Here is a 25,549-nt window from a genome sequence, read left to right as displayed (position 1 = left end):
GTTTTGGAACATGTAGCCAATTCAGTGTTTGTTTTGGCACAAATGCCCCATCAAATGTCCCTTCTGCACCGTAAATATCTTTCCGCTAAGCAATAACTTTGGTCAATCACTTTAAATAATATAGCCATGAATATGAAACAAAAAATCTGGGCCAATTTCAGCGTAAAGGATGCGCAGCTTACCAACCGGTTTTACACAGAACTTGGATTTACCCCGAACGGATCGTTTAAGGATTACCCTAAGCTGGCCAGCTTTCTTTTTGGCGCCGACGGCTTTGTGATCCATTTTTTTGAAGAAGGCTCCAAAATCGACCAGTTCCTGCAGCCGGGCCCTACGGATAAAAGCGAAATTATATTTACGCTCTCTGCCGAGACGGAACAGGAGGTGAATGAATTTGCGGTCAAGGTGAAGAATGCAGGAGGCCATATCTTCCAGAAGGTAGAAAGGGATGAGGCCAACTATTATGGTTTTGCCTTTGCCGATCCCGACGGCCATAAATTCAATGTGCTGTTGATGGACAATATGTGATGCAGCCCTGAGGGTGGGTGAAAGGAGGATGGAGTGACGGGATTGTTGTTGCAGGTCTTATATAGGGCTTACAAGGCAAATACTGAGCTATCAGCCGACCTGCCACAGCTGCTCTTTGATTACCTTGCCGATGAGATTGGCCGAATTTGGATCCAGGTGTTCGGAATTCCAGGAAACCCCGCTTTCGGTGAGAATGGGAGTAAGGGTAGCGATTTGCCAAGGGCATCAATTGGCACAAAAAATCAATGGGCAATGGGAGCGGTGTATTCAGCAGCTGTAACTGCCTCTAGCCAAACCGTTTCACCTTTTTCCCTTCCGGTAATAGCTACTTGCACAAAAGCGGTATCGGCACTTGCCCCATGCCAGTGGGGGATATTAGGCGGACATTTTATGGCATCGCCCTTGCGAAGTATCTTTTTGGCTTGTCCCTTTTCCTGGTAGTAGCCAACGCCATCAATCACCAACAAGATCTGCCCCGCAGGATGGCTATGCCACTTGCTTCTGGCTCCCGGTTCAAAAGTTACGTTGCCAACAGCTATAGCATTAAGGCTATCGGCATCCATCAGCATCTGTAGATAGGCTGTTCCCGTAAAGTTATCATTTGTTATTTTTTTGCCTTGCGGAAATACAAACGCATTTTTTTGTTGAATATGCTTTGGTTTTTGTTCGTTGCTGCACGCGGCAAAAAGGAGGATTAACAAGGGCAACATATAATTGCGGCTGGTTTTCATAATGCTATTTTAAAGGTTTGAATGATAAAAATCCACCAGCTTGTTTACGGCCTGCGATACGTATTCCGGCTTCCAATAAGTCTGGATATGCGTAGCACCGTCAATGAGATACAGCGCTTTGTTTTTTGCATTGATGGCCTTCGGAAAAGCTTCGTCTGTCATGTATTTTGTATCTGCCTTGCTGCCGGCCATCATCAAAAGAGGCTGGTTGATTAGGTCCATATCCGTAGTGGCATCCCAGGTCATGAGATCGAGCAGGCTGCTCATGGTGTAAAGAAAGGTTGAATTTGGGTGCGCATAAGTTCTATAGTAATAAACAAACCCTTCACGGTAAAGGTCTGTCGGTATTTTGGCTATTTCTTCGTCTTTTATACTGGCTAGGCCCGCATAGACTATTTTGCCTCCGGCAGTTTCCTGCGCACGGGCATCTGAAGCCTGTTTCAGGCGATCCTGAATGGTGTTTAATTGGGAGTGCTGAAAGCCGTTACGCCTTACCTCGCCAGAGTTGAACATGCTCAGGGTAGCAACTGCCCTGAACCTTTTGTCTGATTGGGCTGCTTTTAAGGTATAACCTCCGCCTCCGCAGATACCCAGCACACCCAAACGGTTGGCATCAACACCAGCATAACGGCTAATAAAATCGGCCATGCCATGGATATCTTCAACGCGGTTTGCAGGCTTATCAGTATGGCGGGGCTCACCACCGCTTGCACCTTGATAGGCCGCATCTGCTACAATGGTTATATAACCCGCTTCTGCAAGGTGCTGCGCATACAATCCGGCAGTTTGCTCTTTAACCCCACCGTTGGGGTGGGCAACCACTATTGCCGGGTATTTCTTTGCAGGATCATAGTTTGCAGGCGTATAAATATTGGCCGCAATGGCAATCCCATTGAGCTTATAAGTTACCGGGTGGATATTTACTTTTCCCTTTTCGTTGCTGGTTATCGCTCCATCATACACCAGCGTAAATGGATTTTGCTGCTCATGTGTTTGTTGCCTGTTTTGTGCATCTGCCAGATCTGCAGCTGCTATTGAGCTTGCAATGGCAATAATTGATGTCAGTTTCTTCATCTTTCTTAACTCACTTGTTTTTTAATACTTCATTTAGTACGGCCTGTGTTGCCCTTGCTTCCTTCTTGCCGATGGTTTGCCTGATAGTCCCAACAAATTGTTGCAGCTGGCTTGGAGACAATCCAACATTCAGGCATATATTTAAATGCGACCTCAACATGGGCTCCACGCCGCCAATGCCCGCAAGTACCGATACGGTTACCAATTCTCTTTCTGCATGGGTCAAAACATCGCGTTCAAAAAGATCAGCGAAAAGATGCTCTTTGAGGAATACTTCGATTTCGGGGGCAAAAGCCGCATAACCGGTTTTGGTATCGGCTTCGCGAAGACCTGTCAGTTTCTCCAAGATCGCTTTGCCGCGCTGATACCTGCTGCCGCTGTTGTTGATTGGCGAGGCTCCTGCACCCAATTGATCGGTAATGCCTTTGGCTTTGCGTTCGTCCAAAACAGCCATAAAAGTCTGTAATCCACGGAGGCTTCGGGGAAATCCTGCATAGGCATAAAGATGAACCATGGCTTCCTTGATCTGGTTGATGGTTAGGCCCGCTTCAAGCCCGGCGCTTATTTCGTTCTTCAGTTTGGGCAGATCGCCTTTTGCCGTAAGTGCTGCAATTCCAACAATGCATTGTTCTTTGGTACTTAGCGCCATATTTTTATTGTCTTGGGCATTTAGCACAAACGAAAGGGTGCTAAATGCCACTATCATGCAAATGATTGTCCTGATCTTTTCAGTCTTTGTCATCTGCCAGAAGGTGTTGTCAGTTTTGTGAACGAAAGGGAGCCGAGTTTCCATGCGCCATTCTGTTTGATGTAAACTTCTGTTACCATAAACGGATTGGTTACTTCGTTGCCGCCAACAACTGCCAGCAGATCGATCCTGTTAAGAAGAATCGCGGTCTTGTCGATGATTTTTACGGATACATCATGTACGTCTGCCTTCTTGTACCAGATGCCGCCACTTTTGATTACATTCAGCTCCTGTTGTTTTCCCCACGAACCGCCCATGTGTACAAACACGGATTTTTCTTGAAAGAGGCTATCTAGCAAGGCAACATTCTTATCAGCCATCCATTGCCATTTATCGGCAGAAAGTTTGACGACCTCTTTTTCTGCAACAGTATTTTGCGCATGCGACAATTTGAAGCACATTATGGCGAAGAACAGTAAAAAACTTAATTTTTTCATTTCGATAATCGTTTATAGGTTTATGGTCGGGTTATGCTATACTTATTTCTACAATGCAAAATTGCAGAGAAGGGAAAGGCTTTTTGGTAGACGGATTACTGGAATTGCAACCAATATTACTTGTCCAGTCCTTTTTCCTTCAGCCATTTAGACAAAATGCCGGCTATTTCCTTGTTGTTCAGGTCTGACATAATGAAATGGGTATTGCCTTTTATTCCTGTTTCGGGCAGGTGCACAACGGTTGCATCGCCGCCATGGGCGTTTACCACCTTGGCCCATTGCCTAGCCGTGGCCAGTACATTACGCCAAAAATTGAGCGAGGCGGCATTGGTTTCTTCTTTGGGGATGTAGTCGCCATAATAAATCACGATTGGAATCTTGGTCAGTTTCATGAAGTCGCTAAGGGGAATGCCTCTTCCTCCACGGTTGCCCTGTGGTGCTTCGCCTTCAGGAAAGGCAAATCCGCCTGGTTCAATGGCTACAACAGCTTTTACGTGATGGTTTCTGATGGCTGTTTTCCAGCCTGGAGCACCTCCTGCAGAATGGGTGAAGAGAATACCGTCGCCAGATTTATCAAACACGGCCGACATGGCGCTTACAAGGGTTTCTTCATCGATATTACCGGTGTTGGGCGTCATCATGCGGAAGAAGTTATCAAGCGATTTTTCGTCATTGGGAAACTGTACTCCTTCGTTAAATTTTGGATAAAGTCCGATTCGGAACTGGGTGTACCAGGTTTGGTCATCTGGAACTGCCGAAATCTGCACAGGCTTTGTGGTCTGCCCCGCATCGCCACGACCAGGCTGGTCGACGAGATAAATGCCATAGCCAGATCTTAAGAACAGATCGGCAAAGCCCTCGCGGCCATCGGCAGTGGTCTGCCAGCTGCGGCGAGATTGGCCATACCCATGTAAAAACACCATCGAGTTTTGTTTTTTGTTCGCAGGGATCTGGTAAAACACATCGGCATGGTCGCCATGGCGCGTCTGTCCACCCTGTTGCTCGTTCCATGGCTTTAAAGGATCAAATGTACCTTCGCTTTTGATCACTTTGCCACCTGCCGAGAATGCTCCCTGTTCTTTGAGGATTATATTTCCGCTCTGGTTTGTCTTTGTTGCAGCGCAGGATGAAATGGCGAGGGCTGCGACACATAACATGGCATTCAGCCCGAGTTGTGCTCTGATTTTTTGCATGATAGTTTTCTGTTTTCCGATTATTTGGTTGCTTATATATCCAGTTTTCTTTCGCTTAGCCATTTGACCATGGCTGGATCGCGGTGGTCGAAGAAAAGGCTTTCCTTAGTGTCGAGCTTTGCGATGGCCTGCATATCGGCTTTCGAAAGCTCAAAATCGAATATGTCGAAGTTCTCCGCCATCCTTTCCCTGCGTACAGATTTGGGAATAGCTATGATGTTTCGTTGCGCAAGCCAGCGAAGGATGACCTGAGCTACGGTTTTGCCGTACCTGTTTCCAATGCCTGCGAGCACTTCGTTCTTAAAAATATTGTTTTTGCCTTCGGCAAACGGCCCCCAAGATTGAGTCTGAACCTTATTTTGCTCTAAAAACTCTTGGGTTGTTAGCTGCTGATGGAAAGGGTGGGTTTCTATCTGGTTTATGGCGGGGGCAAGACCGCTGTTGATGGAAAGATCCATTATCCTATCCGGCTGGAAGTTGGCCACGCCTATGGCCCTGATCTTTCCCTGTTTGTACAGCTCTTGCATTGCTTTCCACGATCCGAAAACATCGCCATAGGGCTGATGGATCAAGTAGAGGTCGAGGTAATCTAGTTGCAGGCGTTCCAGCGATCTTTGAAAGGCCGATTTTGTATTTTCATAGCCTGCATCCTGTACCCAAAGCTTAGTGGTAACGAAAAGCTCTTCCCTGGCGATGCCGCTTTTTTTGATGCCATTGCCCACGGCACCTTCGTTAAGATAGGAGGCAGCGGTATCGATCAGCCTGTATCCGGTTTCTATGGCCTCTATAACTGCTTTTTCGCATTCGGCTGCATCGGCAATCTGAAAAACTCCAAAGCCCAGTATGGGCATTTCAACGCCGTTGTTCAATCTGACTTTTTGCATATGCTTGAATTTTTGTTCTTTCTCGTTCTACAACAAGTAAGGCGATGTAAAGTTCAGCACTATACCTGAGGCAAACGGTATACGGATTACGGGTTGTGCTACCATTATTACTGATTGGTGCTTTTGTCTTGCTGCAACTGTACCTGAATGTTTAGATTTGTAGAGGAAACAAGAACGAAAGCCATGGAAGAGACGATCAATTTTAACACCATCAGTGAATACAATACCTTTAACAATCACGAAACGCTCCATCCGCTGGTTAGCGTGATCGACTTCTCAAAGGCGAAGATGAGAAAAGGCTCGCGCATGAACTTTGGGCTCTATTGCATCTTTCTGAAAGATGTTGTTTGTGGCGACCTTAAGTATGGGCGTAACACCTACGACTATCAGGAAGGAACACTTGTTTTCGTTTCACCAGGTCAGGTATTGGACGTTGCGAACAAAATCGACTACTATCAGCCGGTAGGGCATGGCCTGGTCTTTCATCCCGATCTGGTACATGGCACTTCTCTAGGAAAAAGTATTGGAGATTACAGTTTCTTCAGCTATAAAACGAATGAGGCGCTACATCTATCCGCGCGGGAAAGGCAGCTGGTGTTCGACTGCTTTGCCAAAATACAGGCAGAGCTGAACCAATCGATAGATAAGCACAGCAAGAGGCTGATCGCTTCGAATATTGAACTTTTTCTCAACTATTGCGAACGTTTCTACGATCGTCAGTTTATCACCAGGGAAAACGCCAACAGAGGAATTTTGGAACGTTTTGAGGAACTGCTGAACGGCTATTTTTCTTCGGATAGGCCAGTTGAAATAGGATTGCCTTCTGTTGCCTATTGCGCCGAAGAGCTGCACCTTTCTCCTAACTATTTCGGCGACCTGATCAAGAAAGAAACCGGAAAATCGGCACAGGAATATATCCAAAACAAGATTATCGATGTTGCCAAGGATAGAATTTTCGATGCCAACAAAACCATCAACGAGATCGCCTACGAACTGGGGTTCAAATATCCTCAGCATTTCAGCAGGCTGTTCAAACAACGGGTAGGACATACCCCAAATCAATATAGAAGTACAAATTTGAATTAAGGTTCCGTATTTCTATATGCTGATGGAGGAAAGATAAAAGCTGCTTTTTGCAACTTTTCAATACCTTCCTGTCTGTTGCCCCGATTTACACGAAATCTTGATACAATACAACCCAGGTAAAACGGATTGTTCGTTAGCGAACGGTAAATGTTCAGTTTCGAACATTGTTGGATGAATTTTGGCCCCTGCTTCTTGTTTTGCGCCAAATTAGGGCATTATATTATTTTGGTACGCACTTGGTGTAGAGGGGATCAAGGATTATTTTTGAACGACCAAACAATTTAAATTTTAATGAAAACACTTGTTACCTGGGCACTTTCTTTTCTGATTTTTTTAAGTTCCTGTAATCGGAACTTTACTTTTGAACAAAAGCTTGACCGGTTAAAAGACAGTGTAAATGTTGGCAAAATCACTATTTATGCCCTTTACAAAAGTCAGCTACTTGCGCACCGTAGCGGTGACTATGATACCAACATGATTGTTAACAAGGTATTTGGCCTGCACAGGGAAATCTGGGAGGGATGTTATGCAGAATCAATGGGTGCTGCCAATGCCAAAATGTTCAATACAACGGCCGGAATGATCGCCTGGAACAAAAGCCTGTATGCTAAAGAAAAAGAACTTTGGGAGAAAAAAGCCGCAGAACTTATTGCCCTTCAACCGGAAAAAACATTCCGGAATACGTTGCACCGGTTTAATAGGTTGGTACCCGTGCAGCCAAGCGCGAGGATCAGCTTGCTTTTTACCCCATTGCAGGGCTTGGGCTTTGGTGGATGTTCCAATACCCAGTTCTGCTTCGAACTGAACAATAGTGAATACGATATACCGTTCACTGTTCAAAAAGGATTGCCCCACGAAATGTACCATTTGGTTTATAACCAGCTACATAAAGATGATCCCATGGCTGCGGGCACACTGTCAAGGGTGATCAGGGAAGGGGCTGCCTGTTATTTCACCTATGTGTTTTTTGAGGGCAAAGTGCCAAAACGGGAGCTTGTTGAGCAGATGACCGAAAAAGAGTGGCAGTGGTACATGGATCACGAACAGGAGCTGTTCCGGAAGACAGAACAGTACCTGAAAGATAAAGGAACGGATAATGCCTTACTGCGTAACGGACGTTACGGCCTGTTTAAGGATGCCCCAAAGTCTTTATATTATTGGCTGGGGTTCCGTATTGTTGAAAGTTACGTAGAAAAGAACGGGAGGGACTCATGGAAAGATCTTTACACGATGCCTGTTCAGCAAGTATTGGATAAAAGCGGATATGCAGCTAAATGGAAGCCTCAATAAAATTACAATAATTTTGTCTTTCAAACCCGATTTTGGGCAAGCTTACTGCTGATCATTTCCGAATAACCACTTGGGAATATCGGCAGTTAACAGGTAAGGCACCATAATATTATTGTGGCTGAGATTTTTATACGAGGTAAATTTCAACTGTTTATTGCCGGCCAACTTGTTGTAAAGCTGTTCGCTTCCAATATAGGGATTCTCGGTGTCCTGCTTTCCATGGATCAACCAGATTCTTTTTTTCTTAAGCGCGGCAAGATTGGAAAAGTCGGGAACACCGGCAATCGACACTAATGCCGCAAACTTTTCAGGCTTCATGCTAAATAAATTTTGGGCGGTCGAAGCACCCATGGAATAACCTACAAGATAAATCCTGTGCCTATCAACCGGGTAGTTTTTTTCGGTCTCTTCCACCAGCTTAAGAATCTGCCTTACATCAGGCGAAGGTACCGAGCTCAGTGTACTGTCCTTATCCAGGATATAATCTGCTGACCGCCTGCTAAATTGTGGTGCCATCACAAAACAGTTGAAATCCCTGTAGATATCGTCCCTGATCCATATTCTGGCCAGCGGCTCCAACTGGCCTTGATTATCGTTGCCGATCCGTGAGGAATTATGGAAAGTAATCACTAAAGGGTATTTTTTCCCTGGAGCAACTTCTTTTGGCGCCAAAAGTCTGTAAGGGATTTCGCTTACAGCCCCTTGGTATGATTTTCTTTCAAATTTATCGGAGTTCAGGTCGTTCAGCACTTTCTTGATCCGTAAAACCTCTAGCGAATCGATGGTCCTGTTATCCTGTTTGTGTACCTGAGCATTTGAACTCAACGGGATCAAAAGAATAAGGATTAATGCCAGTTGTATTATCGTGTTTTTTTTCATTGCTTAAATCATATTGTTATGGCCACAGGTAAGGGAGTATTTAATGTTAACTGCAACACTTATATCCAATGTTAATCATGTGGCCGTGTATAAGCCCGTGATTTCTACACAAGTTCCTTAAATCAACTGTTGCCAACGGCTACCTAAATGGAAGTTTATTTTTATGGAATGAGATTAGTCTTCTAGTTTCTTGATCTCACTGTCCAGCCTTTGGGAAAGATTGGTCATATACGCTGTCCAGCCGGGAGTCTCCTTATACAGATCAGCATATTCTCTTTCTCCATCATCATCTGGTTCTTCATTAATGATATCATCCAGGTATTTTTGTAAGAATTGTAGCTCCTTTTTTCCAGCCGTAAATGATAGGATATTTAGCGGTTCGCCATCAGCTATAAACTGGCCATTGTCTTTATATTCAAAATATATTTCCGTTAATCCAACCGCTGCAGTGTCGTATAGGTAATCTATCTCGGTTTGATCAGTTGGCAAAAAGCCTTTTGCTTTATAAAGAGCAATCAACTTTTTTAAATCTACATTTGGATGTTTTTCTACAAATATTGCAAACAGGTCAATAACATCAAGACCCTCATCGCTTTCCAGAGCTTTTATTCCCCAGCTACCCATAATATTGTATCGCTATTAAAATTATTGAGCTAATTATTTCTTTTTACCCCTGTGATGATCCATGTAATTGCATACTTTCACCCATGGCATTTTTCTTTGTTGATCCGCGTTGCAAAGAAATGAAAATATCGGAAAATAAATATTCATCAAATAAAATTTTACAGACCAGGTCTGTGCATTTCAATATAAATAACACAACTCCCTAGTCTACTCCCAATAAGTGAGCTTCCAACCTCCTCAATTTTGCCCAATCAAAATTATTGAGCCGTGAATTCAATGGAAACATTATCCAATGTTTAGCATGTTATTGACTAGCTTTGTTAGGGTTAGATGATGGTAATTACACATTAAGAACTGCAGGCAATTATGGAAAATAAAATTATTGAAGCAAGTATCGAAATAAACGCTCCGGTACACAGTGTCTGGAGCGTGTTCACAAATCCAGAGGTGACCAAACAAATGGGAGGATATTACGACACAGATTGGAAACCCGGTAGTCCGTTTGGTTTTAGGAACGTGGACGGGAAAAGACTGACAAACGGCACTTTGCTTGAAATCAAACCGGAACGGCTCATCAGACATAACCTGTTCGAGCCAGAAAGCGAAACCCTAATCTCTGAAATCAGCTATGATTTTCAGGAAAAGCACGGAGTTACAGTGCTGAAGGGCAGGGAAGTACTTTTCCGTCCTTTAAACAAAGCTTCATTTGATGAGGCCTTAGCTGGTTGGATATCGGCATTAGACCTGGTAAAACAGATTGCTGAAGTAGGAATCAGGTGAAATTAATTGTGTGATGGGTTTTGGTGGTACGTTTTTTAAAATCATTTTTCATTTTTAAAAACAACAACAGACAGTGCAGCACCTAGGGCAGCCACCAGTCCAAATAGCTTAAAGCTTTCATTTAGCCCAATATTTACAATTAGGCTGAATACGAGGCTGCCAAAACCATATCCCATAAACATTACAAAGGCAAACAACCCGATTGCGACACCTTTTTGTTGCGAAAGAGTGGTAATAATTGCCGCAAAAAGCGGATGCGTCATATCAAAACCGAGCGATAAAATAGCTATCAAGATGCAGGAGAAAAACAGCGTGTAGTTCATGCCCAGCAAAAAAGCCGAAAGCGCACCTATACAAATACCGATCGGGATAATCCTGTTACGGCCATATTTATCGGCAAGCTTACCTAAAAATGGTCCCAAAAGCAATCCCGGGATGCCATAGCCCAGCAATGCCAATCCAACCCCTTTTTCGCTCAAATGGTAGTTCTTGAAAAAGAAATAACCCGTCCAGGCAAATACCCCGCTGTGGAACATGGAATTAAAAAATACAAACATATAAGTTCGCCATCCCCTTGGTAAAACAAGGATATCCCTATAGGCACTAATCGTGTTTTTAAGGCCGGATGGTTTTTCTGTTTGCTCCTGCACAAAGTTTTTGTGGTTGATCAATAGAACCATCAAAATCAACAACGCTATTAATGCGACAATCCAAAACAACATTTGCCATCCCACAAAAGCCGTCAACAATGCGCCCGAGCTGGAACCAAAAGCGGTGCCAGCGGCCATTAATCCAAAAAACACGCCCAAGGCATGCCCACGTTTTTCGTAGGGAAACCGGTCGCCGATCCAGCCTATCGTTGTAGGTGCCACGCCCCCCGCTATCAGCCCTGTCAACAATCTAAGCACAATCATCTGATTAATTGTGCCTGCAAAACCGGTACAGGCCGTCATCAATATAAAGCCGCTTATGGAAAATATGATGATGGGAAACCGTCCATATTTATCTGATAAAGGAGCGTATATCAAAGTAGAAAAGCCATAGCTTAACAAATAGGCCGGCTCAATGAAACTCACCTGCTGGACAGATACCCGGAAAAGCGAAGAAAGCTGGGGTAAAATGGGGGCAACCATAAATCCCTGAAAGAAAACTATAAAAGTACCCAGCGATAAAATCACCACCAAAGACAATGAAGGGGTCGGATTTATCAATGGAGAAACCGTATTTTCAATTATTTTATCTGCATTCATTTGATTATGTAATTTAACCCGGCAAAGAAAGCAAGGAATTTTATGGCTCTGCCAGTACAGAACCTGACTATTTAACTGATACAGTTATGGGTATAGCTCATTACCATTTATGGATATCATGAATTAATTCCATTTCATTAATTTTGTAGTACAGGTGTGGTTTTAATAAAAACAACCAATACAGATGAAAGCATATAAATTCGAGGTATTCACTACTGTTATTGAAAAGAACATCAGGGAGGGGCTTTTCAAGCCGGGACATAAATTGCCTTCGGTTCGAGAAATCAAAGAACAGTACCATATCAGTAGCAGCACTGTACAGGATGGCTATGAACATCTAATGATAAGCAGGTTGGTAGAGAGTGTGCCAAAATCGGGCTATTATGTTAGCAACATGCCGGAAACAGAACCTGGACTTGTGAAAACCAGACATCGTCCGATAGTTAGGGATGCCATTTTTAAAAATCATCTTGCCCTCACTACCTCGCTGAGGATAGGAAGAAAAATATCCGAGTTTAATGTGGCGGCTCCTGGCGATTTGTTGATCCCGCAAAAATTATTGTTGCGTACAATGCAACAGGTAATCAGAGAAAAGGGGCTTGGATTGCTACACTATTATCCTTCGAACGGGTTACCTGCACTGAAAGACAATATCGTTATGCGCGCTGCCGCTTATCAAACCATCATCAATCCAGACGAGCTGATGGTTACGGATGGTGCGCTGCAGGCTTTGTATATTGCATTGGCGGCGGTTTGCAATACTGGAGATGTAATAGCAGTAGAAAGCCCTTGCGTGTTTTCGGTATTGGAGGTAATAAGGGTTTTAAAACTAAAAGTAATCGAGATTCCTACCGATGCCAAGAATGGATTTGACACAGACTTCTTTAGAAAAGCCTGTCAAAAAAATACAATTAAGGCAGTTATTGTAACGCCCAATTTCCATAACCCTACAGGAATAATACTCACCGACGATCAAAAGATAATGTTGTTGGCCATTGCTCGACAATACAACGTAGCAATCATTGAAAATGATATTTATGGCGATCTGCATTTTCATGGGCACAGGCCAAGTACGATTAAAAGATTCGATGACAGCGGACTGGTATTGACCTATTCATCGTATGCAAAAACATTGGCACCAGGCATAAGGCTTGGCTGGCTTAGCGCCGGCAAATTTATGGAGCGTGCAGAACAAATAAAGTTTGCTTTGGGAAGTACGGTATCGCCGCTGTACCAGGAAACGGTCAACCGCCTGCTAAGTAGTAGTACGTATGATCGGCATGTGAGGGCATTTAGAATACAGTTGGCAAAAAACGCTTATTTCGCCGTTAACTTAATTGCAACACATTTCCCTGAAAGCACCTGTATTGCAACACCCTCTGGAGGGTATAATGTATGGGTAAAAATGCCGGATGAAACCAATATGGATTATTTTTATGATCAGTGTGAAAAAATCGGAATACGGTTTACCCCCGGATACACTTTTTCTTTTTCAGATGCTTTTGACAAATATTTCAGGATAGTTATTGCCGATACCTTTTCTCCAAAGCGGATTGAGGCCATTAGGCGCTTAGGGCAACTGGTACGATAAGAGCTTCGACTGTTGTTGCACTTTATTTCAGAATTATCTGTACTGGTTCTAATTGTATGATCTGTACCCTGTATTCTTTTTAAAGCTCTTTATTTTTGCCTGCAAATAGGATAACAGGTATGAATATAATTACAAAGTTTACAATAGCGACAGATGAAGGAACGGCTATGATTTGGTCATTAACAAGAGAACTGGCCAAAGAAAAATTCGCTGCAGTTCTTGATCAAAAGACATTAGAAGAATATATCGATAAAAATTTCAACAGAAGGCAAATTATAGCTGAAATGAACGACTTATCAAATCAATGGTTAGTGGTGTATGTTGATAATTATCCTGCCGGATATGCAAAAATTACCTCCAACGGAAAAAGACCTCCATCATTGGAAAATAAGCGTGCGCTCAGAATAGCTGATTTGGCAATACTTTCAAAGTATCCTGATTTGGAAGTTAAAAATTCACTTTTTGAAAAGTGTCTGTCTGTTTGCAAGCACCTTGATGGCGTATGGATCAATGAATATCTATCTAATCCATTTATTGATTTTTTTGAAAGTAAGGGATTTGTAAGGCAACCTGACATTTGCCAACTTGATGAACTGGCTTTAGCATCGGTTGGTCTGGTGTATTTGAATGATGCAGGAAAAAAATAACCCTCAAGTGATTCCAGTTACTTAGCCATAATATGAAAAGACTTGCCTTAATATCGACAATATGGTTTTTCTGATTGTGTGCTATTTTGAACCAGGTGTTCAAACAAGACCTCACCTTTAAAGATGGTGCTTTTAGAATACCTTCAATCAATCCTGAATTTGAACAAAGCATTGATACCTTAAAGTTCAGCGTAAAAGAAAATTCAAAAAATGGAGAGACATTCCTACCAAAATTGCAATCGCATTAACCAATTATAACAAGCAAGGTATTTGGCATTGGGTTCTTTTTGTAAGAGATATGATGGATGTTTTATCTATGATCCAGGTAAAAGAAAATTAGGGATTTAAGGGGTAAAATGAGTGGTTGGTTTCTAGAAATACTAATTTAAAAGATGGTTATGAACTTTAGGATAAAAAAGTAGGTCTTTGGAGATTTCTAATCCTTGCTTGACCTTGCCTATGTAAATTTTTAAAGCAGTTAGATCATTTAAATAAAAAGAGCTCCTATTACTTCTCAGGCAAAAAGAAATATCAACATCAGCTTCATTATTTACACTTCTATCTGGCTTGAAAAAATTAATACTGTCTGTTGAAGTTATTCGGAGATAATTCGTTAGAATAAATCTTGAATGCAAACCCTCAAAATTCCTAGGGTAAATACCTTTGTCATGAATTATTATATTTAACTCTATATTGTTTACCCTCTCCTTTTTTAGTAAATTATCTAATAAATCATACTTTTTTACCAAATCTTTAACAGCGATTTCTGTAACTACAGTTAGGGTTATTATACCTTTATATTTATTGTTGATCAACAAATTCTTTAAAAGTGGTAGCAAGTTATCAGAAATTTTTTGCTGTGTAGAATCCTTTAAGGCGAACCTGTCAAAAATAATGATACTATTAAATGAATGACTAAACTTATTCAATTTACTCCAACAATCTAATCTTTGAGAGTCTGGCATAATTTTACTTTTTGTGACCTTCAACTTTTGTTCATTATTACATTCTTTAAAAATAGGCCAGTATGTAGTAATATTCTCTGAACAGAGAAATATAAACCCTCTTTTATTTATTAATTTATCACAATCATTTTTTTTTGCATTCAATAAAAATAGCCCATGCCATCCTAAATTTTTGTAGAAATCATCTTCTTCTAAAGATTTAGATATAGTTTGATTGAATGCTACATTATCGATTTTATCAACCATCATTTCCCATAATGGGTTATCTTCCGAGGCTTTCTGATATTCCTCCACACTCTTAAAGTCGCATATTAAATTATAACCTCTGAAGTCTTTTGATAGAAAATTGAATAGGTCTTTAGTAATTTTGCATGTATTATCTTCGGAAACGAATAAATCTGTAATAAATTCATTTTGAGCAACAAGTGTTTTCATGAATTAAGAAGTCTTTAATTTTAGTAATTCAAATTTCATTCTAGTTGCTTCGTCAAAAAAGCCTTCTCCAAAATCATCAGATAATGACCCATTATCCTTTATTGATATTTTGGTTATTTGTTTCTCACTCCCTGTGGCTTTGTCAGGATTTATGAAATAGTATATCGCTAGTTCTTTACTATTTATGAATTTTTCCGCAACAAGTATTTGCATTCTACGAATAATATATTCACTATGTGTTTCGATTATGAATCTGATTTCAAAAGTTTCTATTGCATCCACTAATAAGTCTGCGAGCATTGACTGCAGTTTAGGATGCAAATTTGTTTCAGGTTCCTCTAACAATATCAATTTTTTAACTATTCGAGTTGAGACATTACCTTGTTTAATCGGTTGCTCCATAGCTATCTTGAGTAGGATGGGGATAATTTGGGTAACCCCGTAACCCAAATCTGCAAGAGCTATCCGTTCTTTACCATTTAAAAGATATATTGAAGTTGCAACTCCCTCTACACTCTCGAAAACAATCTTATCAGCAATTTCAAGTTTTTTTAGCCATTTATTAAGGAAGATATTTGCTTGAGGATTGATATCACGTGAGGTAAAATCCAGAATTAAATCGTTAAAGGATGTTCCTTGCGAATCATTAGTGTAGAGCCTTTTCGTGTTTGCACGAACTGCCTCAAGATATTCTGTATTATCCAACAAATCAGAAAAATCTTTTAATATGCGTTGTAATGGGGATTTAAACAAGAACTCGTGGCGATTAATTCTTAATTCACTGAATGTTTTTCCTCCCATTAATTCCTTGATAAATAATTCAAACAATTTTCCGAAAATTAATATAGGTTCATCATAAAATTGTGCGCCTGCGCTGTCTAATATTTTAAATTTAGAAGGGATTGTGTATGTTTTTACTCTCTCAAGTTTATTGATTTTAAAATCGTCGGGTAGTATTCTCCGAAGGAAAATACTGTGTATCAGTTTGTTTTTTCTAATTTTTTCATAATTGAATCTCATTGAATGTGATGAGTTTTCATCTTTAGCAATGTTTAACTGTAAAAATGCATCTGGATCGTCGTATTGATAAATATTTATAGATGATATCTTACCACTAGTATCAACCTTCCGGTAACCCAATCTAACCTTTATTTTTTCATATTCTTTTGAATCAAATTCGTGAAGGATATGAAAAACGCTCCGTCTAGTGGTAATGGGTTCCTTCATAAATGTTGAAGACATAAAACTTGTGTTACCTGAAACGTTTGCTTCCAAAGTAAAATGAATTTCATTTCTTTCATCTTGTACTTTGTTTTTTGTGGCATCAAAATTACCTAAGTTGTGATCTCTTCCAGAAAAGTCTAATACTTGCAGATTGCTATTATGATTACTTTTCAGTAATAGAAGAGATTTAAAGACTGAGCTTTTGCCGGAGGAGTTTGGCCCTGTTAAAAATGTTAGGGGATGTATGTCTAGGGAAAAGGCCTCATTAAACACCCTAAATTTTTCTAAACTTATACTTTCTAAATGAGCCATTGAGAGTTATTATTTCTGCAATTTAAATATTTTTGTCGTAGTTTTTTAAAATTAATTATTCAAGGTGCGATAGTACTAATTACAGGAAATTGAAGTTAAATAAAAGTATGTCTATCCAACCTCTTTGAATTAGATATTTATTTTCAAATACTACACAATCTGTAAACTGTATTTGTTACCTTTTTTTGATAGAATGATAACTGATGATTTGTTTTTGTTAACAAAGTGCCTTTGTTGATTTGTGCTAATAGATCCTTTAAATAAATATCCTTTACTCAGCGCACTTAATATATTATCATATACAGTCGCTGATAAACCATCTATTCGCAGTGCTGAGATATTTTATAACGTTCATAAGTTCCTTCTGAATAATCTTTGTTAAGCAAAGGTTTAATATGTTTTTCATTGTAATAACTATGAATACCAATAAGGGTGAATTCTGTTCCATTCTTTCCCAAATGCGTATTAATTACTATTGTTGGCATTATTAATTTGGCCTGCTCTTGTAAGGTTGCTCTTATATTGAATAGACTTGTTTTAATGATATCTAGAGTATAGTTGGCAGATTTTGATGCTTCATTATTGCCAATTACTCTCGAAGCGTCTACGTTCCATTTTTTATCTTCAATCCATAGTTGGGTTGAAAACTCTTTAGATTTTCCTTGAATAGTTAATCGGCAATAAATAGGATGTTGCTCATGTTTATTTTTCTTACCTCTATGAATAAAGATTAAGATCGAGAAAGTGTTTTGTTTATTATTTGTCTAATTTTCAATTAGTTATGTACTTAACATAGTGAATGACTAATTAAAAAGCAAATTTTAGCCGTAAATCGTTGGACAAATTTTTAAATAAAAAGAGACAATGATTTAGACAAATGAAGTCGCAGAAATATGGTGAATTTGACTTACTGTTAAAAACAAAAACCCATTTAAAAATTAATTTAAATAGGTTTACTTGTTTTTGCTCGTTAAAGATGCGGAGAGTGAGGGATTCGAACCCCCGGACCTGTAACAGTCAACAGTTTTCAAGACTGCCGCAATCGACCACTCTGCCAACTCTCCGGCGCAAAAGTACAAACTCTAATTAAATCTGCAAACTCCGATGTCATCTTTTTTGCATTATAGGGCTAAGCGCCTAGAAATGAAGCAGAAAATTTTAAACTAATTTTAACCTCGGCTTAACAAAGGAGGTTTTTCATGGAAAATGGCTTTTATAGATAATTTTCTGAATGTGGGTTTTCTTAGAACAAAGGATAAAAATAGGAGGCATGCTGATCGAAATATTAATAGCAACTCGAGCGTACGATTTTGAACATCAAATGTCCGATATTGTACAACAGCTATTAAATTAATGTTCTCCCATTGGCATTGTAACGCATTTAAAGAATTTGGCATGTGCTTCGCCTTGAATTTGTTATGGAAGAACTGAGTTTAAAAATTGCATGGAGACACCTTTGGAAAGCCAAAAGCTTTTCGCTGATTAACTTGGGCGGATTGGCCATTGGCCTTTGTGCGGCCATCTTGCTTTTGCTTTATGTGGCTAGCGAATGGCAATTCAATAAACAGTTTACCAATGCGGCAAACATTTACGAAGTAAAGGTAAACGTGCTGGAGAACGGAAACCGCGTGGTAAGCACTGGAGAGCAGACGCCACATCCTTTAGCCGATGCAATGAAAGCAAAGCTGCCGGAAGTTAAACATATTGCGGCGATCACCTGGCCAGCTCAGGCTTTATTGGTAAATGGCCAACAAAGCATAAAAGTACAGAATAGGCTGGCCGATCCATCCATTTTAAAGGTATTAAGCTATAATTTTATTGAGGGAGACGCAGGTTCGGCCTTTGCAAAACCCAACTCCATTATTCTTACCCAAAGTACGGCCAATCGTTTGTTTGGCGAGAAGAAGCCTCTAGGCAAAAGCCTAAAATTTATGAATTTCGCAAACCTAACGGTAACAGGCGTTATCGAAGACCTGCCAGAGAATATGAGTTATCGTTTTGAAAGCTTGGTATCGCTGAACGAGAATCAGGGAATTTTCGATAAAAATCCACAATGGGGCAACTATTCTTTTTACACCGTGTTGCAATTGAATCAAGGTGTAAATGTGGATGAATTTAATTCCAAGTTTCAAAATTTCTTAAAACAGCACGATCCACAAGCCCTTGCCTCCCCCTTTATTTATCCCTTGCTTAAAACCCACCTATATGGGGAATTCGAAAACGGAAAACCATCAGGGGGGCGTATCCAGCAGGTATGGATTTTCATTGGTCTCGCCATTGGCATTTTGCTAATTGCCTGTATTAATTTTATGAATTTGGCTACCGCGAGGGCTGCCAAAAGAGCAAAGGAGGTGGGGGTACGCAAAACAATAGGCGCGTCTAGAACTTCATTGATTTTACAGTTTTTGTTGGAAGCAGTGCTGATGGTGGTGCTGAGTCTTTTCCTGGCTGTGATATTAGCCGAAGTAAGCCTGCCCTTATTTAATAAATTGTTGCATACCAAGCTAACCATGGCCATGTTGGGGTTTTGGCACTGGGCGGCAATCTTAACGCTTATATTGGCAACTGGTATCCTATCGGGCAGCTACCCTGCATTTTACCTGTCGTCTTTTGCACCTGCCAGCACACTTAAAGGGGCTACAAAAGTCCATCCCGCATCGGTTAACCTCAGAAAGGTATTGGTTGTGGTACAGTTTAGCTGTGCCGTATTTTTAATTACAGGCACCCTGGTTATTTACAGACAATTGCAGTTTATTAAGGATAGGCCCATAGGCTATAACAGCAATCAATTGGTCGAAATGCCAATAGAAGGCCAGCTCTTTCAAAAATACGAACTCTTAAAAAGCCGTTTGCTAAACTCGGGAGCAGTAAACGCGATGTGTAAAACTTCGGGCAGTATTTCTACCCAAAACTCGAGTACCAATGGGCTCGAGTGGCAAGGCATGTCTGAAACCGACAAAAGCATCAATTTTAACCAGTTGATTACCACCAGCGATTTTACTAAAACTACTGGCGTAAAAATGGTATTGGGTCGAGATTTTAGTCGAGAAATTGCATCAGACAGCGCCGCTTTGCTGCTCAATTCAACCGCAGTAAAGGCCATGAACCTTCAAGATCCTATCGGCAAGCAGGTACTGTTCGGTGGCATGCAGCGAACCATAATTGGGGTGTTTGAAGACATTATTTGGGCAGATCCGAGCAAAAAGGAAATGCCTATGGTTATTGCCTGGGTTTCCTTCATCCCGGATGTAATTACCATGCGACTTAATCCGGAAAAGAAAACAAGCGAAGCACTTGCCACGATCAGCAAGATCACTAAAGAGCTGAACCCGGTTTATCCCGTAGATGTTAAGTTTGTAGACAGTTTGTATCAGCAGAAATTTGAAAAGGAACGGACACTTTCTATTCTTTCCAACGTGTTTGGGGGCCTGTCTATCTTTATTTCTTGCTTAGGCTTATTGGGTCTATCAGCCTATAGCGCCGAATTACGTACCAAAGAAATTGGAATCCGCAAAGTATTAGGTGCAAGCAATTTCAATATTGTGGGTTTGCTGAGCTGGAGTTTTGTAAAAATGGTACTGATTGCCATAGCGATTGCAATTCCGGTTACATGGTATGCCATGGATAGCTGGCTGATGAAGTTTGACTTTCATATCGAGCTCAGTTGGTGGATGATGGGCCTATCTTCGCTGGCGATTATTTTGATTGCATTTCTTACGGTGAGCTATCAAGCCATTTCGGCAGCCCAATCAGATCCCATCAAAGCGATCAGATACGAGTAGCTTTTTGTTTAAACATCCAAAACAAAAGTCCGTAGCCTATTGAAGTGAGGAGAAAAAAGAGGAGGATCTGTTGATCTAGAAAAATCTCTTCGTAGCTAATCGATTGGATATCGCGATCGCTAGACACAGTGAGGATAGCAAAAATAACGAATGAGATAGCAAGAAAAGTAAGCAGGGCATAGGAAACCATATTATCCAACCACTTGCGTTTTTGGGCAAGCCATTGCAGAAGGAGGCCCCATAACCAAAAAGCAACCCACACGATGGGGCTGATCATCAGAAAGAACAAGCCACCATAGCCACTGTCTGCACCAGGACCGGCAACCAAGGCGATGGTCAGTATAAGTGCAGCAACAAGGGAAAGGAGAACATGTTTTTTGAGTTTCATCTGCCCGGCATTTTAAGACTTTTCTAATTTGTCTTCAACCGGCATGGTCTTTTTAAACAGATTGAAGTTAGGCCTGATGATTTTAACGCTGCGCTTAGAAAGATCAACGCTGGCATTGAGTTCAAAGCCAATGAGCAATATCAACGAATTGAGGTAAAGCCAGATCATCACCACGATTAAGGTACCTATAGAGCCATATACCTTGTTGTAGGTGCCGAAATTGTTAATGTAGAAGGAAAAGCCCCAGATGGTTAAAAAGGCTAAAATGGTGGCCAGCCAAGAGCCCGCACTAAAAAACTTCCATTTCTTGGCATGGGCAGGTCCATAGCGATATAAGATAGAAACGGTAAGGAAATAAAGCGTGCCCAACAAGGTCCACTGCGTTAACTGTATGGCATAAGTGGTAAGGTTGCCTTTGTAATGGATCTCGTCCTTTAAATACGTCAAAAGAATTTCTCCAAGTGCCATGGCTATAATGCATACAATAACCGAAAAGGCGATGATCAATGTGAGGAGTACGGCTACCAATCTTCTTTTCAGCCAGCTTCGGGTCTCTACAATGAGCGATGATTTGTTAAAAGCCTTCATCAGGTTGTGCACGCCGTTGGTGGCAAAAAAGAGCGATAAGATCACACCAATCGATAACAAACGTCCGTTTTGGATATTTACGATCTCATTGAGCGTGGTCTCGAAAGCCAAAAAGGCATTATTAGGCAAAACCAGCGCGATGAGCGACATTAATTGTTCCTGGAAGCCAATTCGCTTCGGAATGTAGGGAATGAGCGTAAAAAGGAAAATAATGGCCGGAAAAATAGCCAACAAAAAGTTATAGGCTAAGGATGAGGCTTTGTTAACCAAGGTGTCTTTGCCAATCTCCCTAAAAAAGAAAGTGGCTACGGTATAAATAGGCAAAGGACTAAAACCAGGCAATACACAGACTTTTGTCCATTCTATGAATACAGAATAGAGCTTAAGCCTTAACAATTGTCTGTGTATCCAGTTCATGGCTAACTAAAATATTGCCTCACATTTTTCATGAAGTTTTCAGGTGGCGGGCATGGTCTTCGCGTTTGCTTGTTCACAAAAACCAATAAAGAGCTGCCTGTATTGATCAATTCGTTGGCCTCATTGTAAATCTCATATTCAACTTCCAGCCTTACCGTAGGCAGTTTTTTTACGATAGATTTGATGGTGAGCACTTGGTTGTAAAGTGCAGGCTTGATGAATTTTGAATGCAGCTCTAAAATTGGCAACATCACTCCATCGGCTTCCATCGATTCGTAGCTCATGCCCGAACAAGCCTCAAAACATTCGGTTCTGGCCAACTCGTAATATTGGGCATAGTTTCCATGGTGTACTACACCCATTTGATCGGTTTCTGCGTAGCGAACCCTTACTTTACTTTCGTATACAAACATTATTTGAAGATGTTGCGTTTGTTTAATGCTTCTCTGTATTTTTTGGCGTTGATGTCATGCTGGGCCTGTGTTTCGGCAAAGTTATGGTAGCCTGAAAAATCCTCTTTGGCGCACATGTAGATGTAATTGTTCTTTTCTGGACTCAACACGGCGTCGATGGCCTTAATGCTCGGCATTGTAATTGGCCCCGGAGGCAAACCGGCATATTTGTAGGTATTGTATTTAGAATTTACGGCTAACAAGGCGTTGGTTACCCTTTTTACCGTAAAATCGTCGTTCGCAAAGATTACGGTTGGATCTGCCTGCAATAAAATGCCCCTGTTTAAGCGGTTCAGGTATAAGCCTGCAATGGTAGGCATTTCTTTGTCGTAAAGCGCTTCCGAATCGACGATAGATGCCAAAATAGTAACCTGGATAGGGTTGAGGTTCAAGGATGCCGCTTTGCGCTTGCGATCGTCGTTCCAGAATTTAACATATTCTTTCTGCATCTTTTCAAAGAAATCCATCGGACTGATGTTCCAATACAATTCGTAGGTATTGGGAATGAACATGGTATAGATATTATCCGAATTGAAGCCATATTTCTCAATCAGGGCTGCCGAATCGATTACATTGATAAAGGCCAAAGAATCCGACTCCATGTTTTTGGCCAAATAAGCCGCAAAGTTTTCTTTTTTTCTGATGTTCTGGAATTTCAATTTAACCGCATCTTGATTGCCCGCTTTGATTTTGTTGATCAAAGTACGGTTGTTCATGCCTTCTTTTACGGCATAACGGCCCGGTTTAAGGTTGTTGGGCAAGTTCATTTTTCCGGCGGCGGCCTTAAAAGAACCGATATTGCTCAATACCTCTTTTTCTTCCAGCTCTTTGATAAAGTCATCATAAGAAGCTTCGGTTTTAATAAATACATAACTGGCTTTGCCACTTATGTTTGGCGCAAAATAAGTGGAGTAAAGTTTAATGCCATAAAATCCGGCAATGAGCAATACAACTATGGTAATGCCTAGTACAATTTTGGTGCTCTTTTTCAATGGTTTTTTATTTTCGGTGCTCATTTAGCTTATTGTTTCGGTTTGTTAGAGAGGATGATGTTAATTGGCGTACCAATCTTTACTTTGGTCAAAGTATCGGCAACTGCTGGATATTGGCTTACGATTACTGCATTTGCCGAATCGGTAATGGCGCCCTCGTAAGTAATCGTTCCTAGGCTCAACATCAGGCCTTTAAGTGAGAATCGGGCTTCGTCTACTGTAAATCCGGTGAGGTTAGGCAATTCGATGTCTTCGTTGCCACGGCCATCGCCCAATACCAGGCTTACCCTCGATCCGGTAGGCAATATTTCTCCTGCTTTGATGGGTTGTCCGCCAAATAGGGCTTCCAATACTACGTCTTTGGCCACATCTGGCTTATAGGTGGTATCGCCCAGTTTTAAGCGGTAGCTTTCGAGAATGGCTTGTGCCTCTCTTAAAGATTTAGCTTCGATATCTGGGAATTTTACATTTGGTGCCTGTGCCGTATTGATGGTGAGGTAAATGGTTCGGTTCGCCTTTACAAAAGTATTGGCATCTGGATCTTGGTCTGTTACAATGCCCGGAGGCTTGTCCATCATGTAAACCGAATCCAGTTCATAGCGAAGGCCAAGCTCTTCCAATTTGCTTACTGCCTGTGCAACGGTAAGTCCCTTAACCTCAGGCACGTCTAAACCTTCTCCATGTTTGGTGTAATAACGCAAACTGAAAAAAGCGATGAACAAGAGGCCTATAACCGTACCTATTGCCGCCAATAAATTATTTCTGAAAGATCTTGTTTTAAGGTACGCAGTAAAATTGCCCATTTATTTGTTGAGTGATGGATGTATAATGCCCAAATTTAGTTTAAAAAAATATTTTATCTCAATTAAAATCAAATCAGCCTTAACTGAACGGACAAACCCTAAAATTAATTGTTCCTTTACTAAACTCTTTTATATTTTTGGAACAAATTCTAAGCCTATTTTTAAATATAACAATGAACCCATCATGGTTTAATGATAAATAAAAATCATGATGGGTTCATTACCATTGAAATACAAATCATAAACTAATGAAAAAAATTATTGCATTATTAGCAGGAGGCACCACTGGCGAGTGGGTTGTTTCTGTAAAAAGCGCTATTACAATTGCGCAAAACCTTGATCCCCAAAAATTTGAGGTCTACAAAATAATGCTCTCCGAAAATGGGTGGTTTTATGAACCTGCCGACTCGGTAAAAATCGAAATCGACAAAAACGATTTTTCATTGACCTTAAATGGCAGAAAAATAAAATTTGATGGCGTTTTTATCGCCATCCATGGTTCGCCGGGCGAAGATGGAAAATTGCAGGGCTATTTTGATATGATTGGTTTGCCTTATACCACCTGTAATGCGCTTACTTCGGCCATTACCATGAATAAAGGCTATACCAAGGCGGTGGTTAAGGGTATTAAGCACCTGAATGTAGCCAAATCTGTACAGATTTTTAAAGATGGCGATTACAGCATCGACGATATCAAGAAACAATTGAAACTCCCTTATTTCGTGAAGCCCAATAACGGGGGCAGCAGCATTGGCATGAGCAAGGTAAAACATGCCGATGATTTGGAAGAAGCGCTAAACAAAGCTTTTAAGGAAGATACGCAGCTCTTGATCGAGGAGTTTGTAGAAGGCAGGGAATTTTCGGTAGGCGTTTTCCGCTCAAAAGGAAAGATAACCGTATTGCCGGCAACAGAAGTTATTCCGGCCAATGAGTTTTTCGATTTTGAAGCCAAATACACCCCAGGCGCTACCGAAGAAATTACCCCGGGCAGAATGACGGATGAAGAGAAAAATAGGGTAGAAGAAGTAGTTGCATCGGTTTACCAGCTATTGAATTGCAATGGGGTGGTGCGTGTAGACTATTTTCTAGAACACCAAACCGGTAATTTCTATTTTATCGAAATCAATACCATTCCTGGGCAAACAGCAACCAGTTTTATTCCGCAACAGGTAGCCGCCATGGGCATGCCACTTAAGGATTTCTACACCCAGATTATCGAGGAGACTATTTAAGAGTAGGTTGAAAATCTACAGTTAAGCCGGTCGGGAATTCAATTCCCGACTGGCTAGTATAGCGTACTGCGTCTTGAGTATAGCGTATTGAGTATTGCGTCTTGAGTATTGCGAATTGCGTACTGCGTATAGCGTATTGCGTTGATTGATCAAACAAACGCCTTACGCCAAACCCTGAACGCTTAGCCAAACTTTTAACTTTCAACTTTCAACTTTT

25 protein-coding genes and 1 tRNA gene are annotated in these 25,549 nt (G+C 41.0%); 8 read left to right on the top strand and 18 right to left on the bottom strand.

What is annotated here, in order from left to right; genetic code table 11:
- The first annotated feature begins 126 nt into the window (after positions 1-126).
- The gene (locus AC570H_RS07885) at positions 127-528 is read left to right on the top strand and encodes a VOC family protein (protein ID WP_497353441.1); all 402 of its coding nucleotides are present in this window, start codon (positions 127-129) and stop codon (positions 526-528) included.
- 242 nt (positions 529-770) lie between these two features.
- Here AC570H_RS07885 and AC570H_RS07880 read toward each other — a convergent pair whose 3' ends face one another.
- From AC570H_RS07880 to AC570H_RS07855, 6 genes are all read right to left on the bottom strand, one after another.
- Positions 771-1,259 carry a cupin domain-containing protein gene (locus AC570H_RS07880; RefSeq protein ID WP_497353439.1) on the bottom strand — a complete coding sequence of 163 codons (489 nt, stop codon included), beginning with the start codon at positions 1,257-1,259 and terminating at the stop codon, positions 771-773.
- Positions 1,260-1,268: 9 nt separating this feature from the next.
- Positions 1,269-2,333 (bottom strand): alpha/beta hydrolase, encoded by a 1,065-nt coding sequence (locus AC570H_RS07875; RefSeq protein WP_497353437.1) that lies wholly within the window; start codon positions 2,331-2,333, stop codon positions 1,269-1,271.
- 10 nt (positions 2,334-2,343) lie between these two features.
- A complete protein-coding gene (locus tag AC570H_RS07870) occupies positions 2,344-3,075 on the bottom strand; it encodes a carboxymuconolactone decarboxylase family protein (RefSeq protein WP_497353435.1) in 732 nt (243 codons plus the stop codon).
- The gene (locus AC570H_RS07865; RefSeq protein WP_497353433.1) at positions 3,072-3,518 is read right to left on the bottom strand and encodes a nuclear transport factor 2 family protein; all 447 of its coding nucleotides are present in this window, start codon (positions 3,516-3,518) and stop codon (positions 3,072-3,074) included. Before AC570H_RS07865 ends, AC570H_RS07870 begins: the two co-directional genes overlap by 4 nt.
- Before the next feature lie 116 nt (positions 3,519-3,634).
- The gene (locus AC570H_RS07860) at positions 3,635-4,711 is read right to left on the bottom strand and encodes an alpha/beta hydrolase (protein ID WP_497353431.1); all 1,077 of its coding nucleotides are present in this window, start codon (positions 4,709-4,711) and stop codon (positions 3,635-3,637) included.
- Positions 4,712-4,743: 32 nt separating this feature from the next.
- Complete coding sequence (locus AC570H_RS07855) at positions 4,744-5,595, bottom strand: aldo/keto reductase (RefSeq protein ID WP_497353429.1); 852 nt, start codon at positions 5,593-5,595, stop codon at positions 4,744-4,746.
- 147 nt (positions 5,596-5,742) lie between these two features.
- On the opposite strand from AC570H_RS07855, the gene AC570H_RS07850 reads away from it, so the two are divergent.
- Both AC570H_RS07850 and AC570H_RS07845 read left to right on the top strand, forming a co-directional pair.
- Positions 5,743-6,681 (top strand): helix-turn-helix domain-containing protein, encoded by a 939-nt coding sequence (locus AC570H_RS07850; protein WP_497353427.1) that lies wholly within the window; start codon positions 5,743-5,745, stop codon positions 6,679-6,681.
- 291 nt (positions 6,682-6,972) lie between these two features.
- On the top strand, positions 6,973-7,971 hold the full coding sequence (locus AC570H_RS07845; protein WP_497353425.1) for a gliding motility protein GldB-related protein: 999 nt from the start codon (positions 6,973-6,975) through the stop codon (positions 7,969-7,971).
- A 42-nt stretch (positions 7,972-8,013) separates the two neighbouring features.
- Here the strand turns inward: AC570H_RS07845 and AC570H_RS07840 are convergent, their stop codons facing one another.
- Positions 8,014-8,850, bottom strand: a complete 837-nt coding sequence (locus AC570H_RS07840; protein ID WP_497353423.1) for a carboxylesterase family protein — start codon at positions 8,848-8,850, stop codon at positions 8,014-8,016.
- A 174-nt stretch (positions 8,851-9,024) separates the two neighbouring features.
- Positions 9,025-9,474 carry a hypothetical protein gene (locus tag AC570H_RS07835; protein WP_497353421.1) on the bottom strand — a complete coding sequence of 150 codons (450 nt, stop codon included), beginning with the start codon at positions 9,472-9,474 and terminating at the stop codon, positions 9,025-9,027.
- A gap of 366 nt (positions 9,475-9,840) precedes the next feature.
- On the opposite strand from AC570H_RS07835, the gene AC570H_RS07830 reads away from it, so the two are divergent.
- On the top strand, positions 9,841-10,254 hold the full coding sequence (locus AC570H_RS07830) for an SRPBCC family protein (protein ID WP_497353419.1): 414 nt from the start codon (positions 9,841-9,843) through the stop codon (positions 10,252-10,254).
- 41 nt (positions 10,255-10,295) lie between these two features.
- Here AC570H_RS07830 and AC570H_RS07825 read toward each other — a convergent pair whose 3' ends face one another.
- Positions 10,296-11,504, bottom strand: coding sequence for an MFS transporter (locus AC570H_RS07825; RefSeq protein ID WP_497353417.1), 1,209 nt, complete (start codon positions 11,502-11,504; stop codon positions 10,296-10,298).
- Positions 11,505-11,688: 184 nt separating this feature from the next.
- On the opposite strand from AC570H_RS07825, the gene AC570H_RS07820 reads away from it, so the two are divergent.
- Together AC570H_RS07820 and AC570H_RS07815 are read left to right on the top strand one after the other, a co-directional pair.
- Positions 11,689-13,095, top strand: coding sequence for an aminotransferase-like domain-containing protein (locus AC570H_RS07820; protein WP_497353415.1), 1,407 nt, complete (start codon positions 11,689-11,691; stop codon positions 13,093-13,095).
- Between the two features lie 119 nt (positions 13,096-13,214).
- Positions 13,215-13,742 carry a GNAT family N-acetyltransferase gene (locus AC570H_RS07815; protein WP_497353413.1) on the top strand — a complete coding sequence of 176 codons (528 nt, stop codon included), beginning with the start codon at positions 13,215-13,217 and terminating at the stop codon, positions 13,740-13,742.
- A gap of 380 nt (positions 13,743-14,122) precedes the next feature.
- Here the strand turns inward: AC570H_RS07815 and AC570H_RS07810 are convergent, their stop codons facing one another.
- From AC570H_RS07810 to AC570H_RS07795, 4 genes are all read right to left on the bottom strand, one after another.
- Complete coding sequence (locus tag AC570H_RS07810; RefSeq protein ID WP_497353411.1) at positions 14,123-15,142, bottom strand: hypothetical protein; 1,020 nt, start codon at positions 15,140-15,142, stop codon at positions 14,123-14,125.
- 3 nt (positions 15,143-15,145) lie between these two features.
- The gene (locus AC570H_RS07805; RefSeq protein WP_497353409.1) at positions 15,146-16,678 is read right to left on the bottom strand and encodes a DUF3696 domain-containing protein; all 1,533 of its coding nucleotides are present in this window, start codon (positions 16,676-16,678) and stop codon (positions 15,146-15,148) included.
- Between the two features lie 320 nt (positions 16,679-16,998).
- Positions 16,999-17,403: an Arm DNA-binding domain-containing protein gene (locus AC570H_RS07800; RefSeq protein ID WP_497354906.1), complete on the bottom strand. Its 405-nt coding sequence runs from the start codon at positions 17,401-17,403 to the stop codon at positions 16,999-17,001.
- Positions 17,404-17,657: 254 nt separating this feature from the next.
- A tRNA-Ser gene (locus AC570H_RS07795) sits at positions 17,658-17,742 on the bottom strand.
- Positions 17,743-18,096: 354 nt separating this feature from the next.
- Here AC570H_RS07795 and AC570H_RS07790 point away from each other — a divergent pair.
- Positions 18,097-20,460 (top strand): ABC transporter permease, encoded by a 2,364-nt coding sequence (locus AC570H_RS07790; RefSeq protein WP_497353407.1) that lies wholly within the window; start codon positions 18,097-18,099, stop codon positions 20,458-20,460.
- Here the strand turns inward: AC570H_RS07790 and AC570H_RS07785 are convergent.
- From AC570H_RS07785 to AC570H_RS07765, 5 genes are read right to left on the bottom strand one after another with little or no spacing between them, the layout of a single operon-like run.
- The gene (locus AC570H_RS07785; RefSeq protein WP_497353405.1) at positions 20,447-20,848 is read right to left on the bottom strand and encodes a hypothetical protein; all 402 of its coding nucleotides are present in this window, start codon (positions 20,846-20,848) and stop codon (positions 20,447-20,449) included. The genes AC570H_RS07790 and AC570H_RS07785 overlap by 14 nt on opposite strands.
- 12 nt (positions 20,849-20,860) lie before the next feature.
- Positions 20,861-21,853 carry a YihY/virulence factor BrkB family protein gene (locus AC570H_RS07780; RefSeq protein WP_497353403.1) on the bottom strand — a complete coding sequence of 331 codons (993 nt, stop codon included), beginning with the start codon at positions 21,851-21,853 and terminating at the stop codon, positions 20,861-20,863.
- Between the two features lie 2 nt (positions 21,854-21,855).
- Complete coding sequence (locus AC570H_RS07775) at positions 21,856-22,266, bottom strand: acyl-CoA thioesterase (RefSeq protein WP_497353401.1); 411 nt, start codon at positions 22,264-22,266, stop codon at positions 21,856-21,858.
- Complete coding sequence (gene mltG / locus AC570H_RS07770; RefSeq protein WP_497353399.1) at positions 22,266-23,321, bottom strand: endolytic transglycosylase MltG; 1,056 nt, start codon at positions 23,319-23,321, stop codon at positions 22,266-22,268. Before mltG ends, AC570H_RS07775 begins: the two co-directional genes overlap by 1 nt.
- A 5-nt stretch (positions 23,322-23,326) precedes the next feature.
- Positions 23,327-24,100, bottom strand: coding sequence for a PASTA domain-containing protein (locus tag AC570H_RS07765; RefSeq protein WP_497353398.1), 774 nt, complete (start codon positions 24,098-24,100; stop codon positions 23,327-23,329).
- A 248-nt stretch (positions 24,101-24,348) separates the two neighbouring features.
- Here AC570H_RS07765 and AC570H_RS07760 point away from each other — a divergent pair, with 248 nt between their 5' ends.
- A complete protein-coding gene (locus AC570H_RS07760; RefSeq protein ID WP_497353396.1) occupies positions 24,349-25,332 on the top strand; it encodes a D-alanine--D-alanine ligase in 984 nt (327 codons plus the stop codon).
- The last annotated feature ends 217 nt before the right edge of the window (positions 25,333-25,549 follow it).

The organism is Pedobacter sp. B4419 (assembly GCF_059693725.1).
The sequence above is the reverse complement of the archived record's forward strand: the minus strand, read 5'-3'. Positions and strand labels throughout refer to the sequence as shown.